4 protein-coding genes are annotated in these 2,646 nt (G+C 75.8%); 2 read left to right on the top strand and 2 right to left on the bottom strand.

Going from position 1 to position 2,646, the window contains the following annotated elements:
- Positions 1-122 precede the first annotated feature (122 nt).
- Both B7767_RS46730 and B7767_RS32910 read right to left on the bottom strand, forming a co-directional pair.
- Positions 123-278 (bottom strand): hypothetical protein, encoded by a 156-nt coding sequence (locus B7767_RS46730; RefSeq protein ID WP_179167380.1) that lies wholly within the window; start codon positions 276-278, stop codon positions 123-125.
- Between the two features lie 65 nt (positions 279-343).
- The gene (locus B7767_RS32910; protein ID WP_085575318.1) at positions 344-1,024 is read right to left on the bottom strand and encodes an ANTAR domain-containing response regulator; all 681 of its coding nucleotides are present in this window, start codon (positions 1,022-1,024) and stop codon (positions 344-346) included.
- 200 nt (positions 1,025-1,224) lie between these two features.
- On the opposite strand from B7767_RS32910, the gene B7767_RS32905 reads away from it, so the two are divergent.
- On the top strand, positions 1,225-1,578 hold the full coding sequence (locus B7767_RS32905) for an STAS domain-containing protein (RefSeq protein WP_256923649.1): 354 nt from the start codon (positions 1,225-1,227) through the stop codon (positions 1,576-1,578).
- Positions 1,575-2,528 carry an anti-sigma factor RsbA family regulatory protein gene (locus tag B7767_RS32900; RefSeq protein ID WP_085575316.1) on the top strand — a complete coding sequence of 318 codons (954 nt, stop codon included), beginning with the start codon at positions 1,575-1,577 and terminating at the stop codon, positions 2,526-2,528. The genes B7767_RS32905 and B7767_RS32900 overlap by 4 nt, the downstream gene beginning before the upstream one ends.
- The last annotated feature ends 118 nt before the right edge of the window (positions 2,529-2,646 follow it).

Genomic DNA, 2,646 nt, shown 5'->3' with positions numbered 1-2,646 from the left:
CTGACGGCCGCTCACCCGGTGACCCGGAGCACCCCGCCGCCGGCCGGCACGACACCGGCCCGGTCCGCCCGCCGGACCGGCGCCTCGGTACCGCAACGGCGGACGGACTCCGGTGACGGGCGCTACTCGGGCTCGTCGGCGGCCGTCGGGGCGTCCGACGGGTCGCGTTCGCCCTCCGCCTGGGACGGGGTGGAGTGCGGGATCTCGGGGGTGGTCCACTCGTCGTCGTCCCGGTCGCCCTCGGCCTGGGACGGAGTGTGCTCGCTCAGCTCGCTCATGGTGCTGCCTCCCGTTCGCGGGGCCGGTGGTCGGTCCGTCGCCGGGTACCCCGCGCGGGCCGGTGTCACCGTGCCGAGCGGCGGGCCAGGGCCCTGGACAGGGCGGCGCGGACCTCCTCGGGCGGGGCGGCACCCTCCGCCTCCGCACCCGCGGTGAGCGCCTCCGCGACCGTGCGGAGCTTGGTGTTGGAGAGCTGGGACACCTCCCGCAGGATGTGCCACGCCTCGTCCGAGGTGCAGCCGTACGTCGCCATCAGGACGCCGCGGGCCTGGTCGATCACCGGGCGGGAGGCGATCGCCTGCCGCAACTGCTCGACCTCCTCCTGGAGCAGGTGCAGCCGCTCCTCCCGCTCCAGCGCCACCGCCGAGACGGTCCGCGACGGCGTGCCCTCCGGTGCCGGGGAGCGCAGCGGGTCCGTGGTGTCGAGGCCGGCGAGTTCCAGGATGCGGCGCGGCTGACCGTTCCAGCGGGTGGCCGTGACCGGCACCGACCGGCGTCGGCCGTGGTCGCGCAGCACCTCCAGGAACTCCAGTCCCGCCGTGTCCATGAAGTACACGCCGCTCATGTCCACGTCGACCCGTGCCGTGCCGGCGGGCAGCCGGGCCAGCTTCTCGGTCAGGGCCTGGGCGCACCCGCGGACCAGCTCGCCGCGCGGGACGAGCAGCGCCCGGTCCGCGTCCGTGCGACCGCCGATGACCAGGCTGTTCGGCCTTCCCGGGGGAGGGAGTGATGCCGCGGAGGACATGTCACCGCCTTGTCGGTGCTCGTGGGTGGTCGGGGCGTTTCGGGTGAGTCCGGCCGCCGCCGGCACCGGAGCGGTAGGCTGCGCACGGTCCCGGCTGCGCTGCGGATGCGCCTGCCCCGCCCGCGGCGTACTACACACCGCGCCGGTGAATGGCCGGGAACCGGCGGGGTACCAGGGACCGGGAGCGTGGGGAGGCGGTGTTGGGCGATCACCACCGGACGTCGTACGGGCCCGGGGCCCCGGCGCCGTGCCTGACGGTGCGTCCGCTGGCGGACGGCCGCGGTGTCCGCGCGGCCGGGGAGATCGGTCTGGCCACGCATACGATCTGGGAGCGCGTGCTGGAGCAGGCGGTGCGCGGAGGTGAGGCCGTGTACCAGCTGGAACTGTCCGAGGTGACGTTCGTCGACGTCGCGGGCGCCGGAGCGCTCGCTGCGGCCGCCGCGCGCCTCGGGGACGGCCGCCGGTTCGTGGTGCGCCGCCCGCCGCCCGCCCTGAGCCGGGTACTGGACCTGTTCTGGCCCGACCTGTCGACGATCGAGGTGTCGATGTCATGAGTGCCGCGGCCGGACCCCTGGAAGCCCTCGCCGGTCCCTTCGCCCACCCCGCCCTCTTCTACCGGGACGACCGGGAGTACCTGGAGGGCACCGTCCCCTTCGTGCGCGAGGGGCTCGCGGCCGGCGAGCCCGTGGCGGTCGCCGTCCCCGGGGAACGACTGCGACTGATCCGGGACGCGCTCGGTGACGACGCGGACACCGTCCGCCTCCTCGACATGCGCGAGGCCGGACGCAACCCCGGCCGGATCATCCCCGGCGTGCTGCGCGCCTTCGCCGACACCCGGCCGGCCGGGGAGCGGGTGCGGATCATCGGCGAGCCCATCTGGGTCGGCCGCTCCGCGGCCGAGTACCCCGCCTGCGTCCAGCACGAGGCACTGATCAACGCCGCCTTCCGGGACCGTACGGCGACGATCCTGTGCCCCTACGACGCCGTACGCCTGCCCGCGCACGTCCTCGCCGACGCCCACGCCACCCACCCCACCGTCATCCCCGCCGGCGCACGCCCGGCGCGGGACAGCGAGGCGTACGCCCCCGACGCGGTCGTCGCCCGCTACAACGAGCCGCTGCCGCTCGTGACGGACGCGATGACCTTCCCGTTCGTCGCCGATTCGCTGCCCTCGGCCCGGCACGCCGCGTCCGACGAGGGACGGCGGCTCGGCCTCACCGGCGTCACCCTGAACGACCTGGCCCTCGCCACGGCCGAGCTGACCACGAACAGCGTGCTGCACGGCGGTGGTTCGGGAGTGCTGCGGGTCTGGGCCGAGGACGGCCACGTACTGTGCGAGGTGCGCGACGGAGGCCGGATGGCCGACCCCCTCGCCGGGCGCCGCCCCGCCTCCCGCGACCAGCGCGGCGGACGCGGCCTGCTGATGGTCAACCTGATCGCCGACCTGGTGCGCGTGCACACCGGGGCCGAGGGCACGACGATCAGATGCTGGTTCCCCCGCTGACGCCTGCCCGGCGGCCCGTGTTCGCGGGCGTGCACGGGGACGCACGCGTGTCGGCTCGCCCGCTGACGCCCGCCCGGCCGCCCGGGGGCGCGGGCCGGGGCGTGGGTGTGCCGGTCCG

Origin of the sequence: Streptomyces sp. 13-12-16, from assembly GCF_002114215.1 — a bacterium.
Lineage (GTDB): Bacteria > Actinomycetota > Actinomycetes > Streptomycetales > Streptomycetaceae > Streptomyces.
This window is presented reverse-complemented; position numbering and strand designations above follow the sequence as displayed.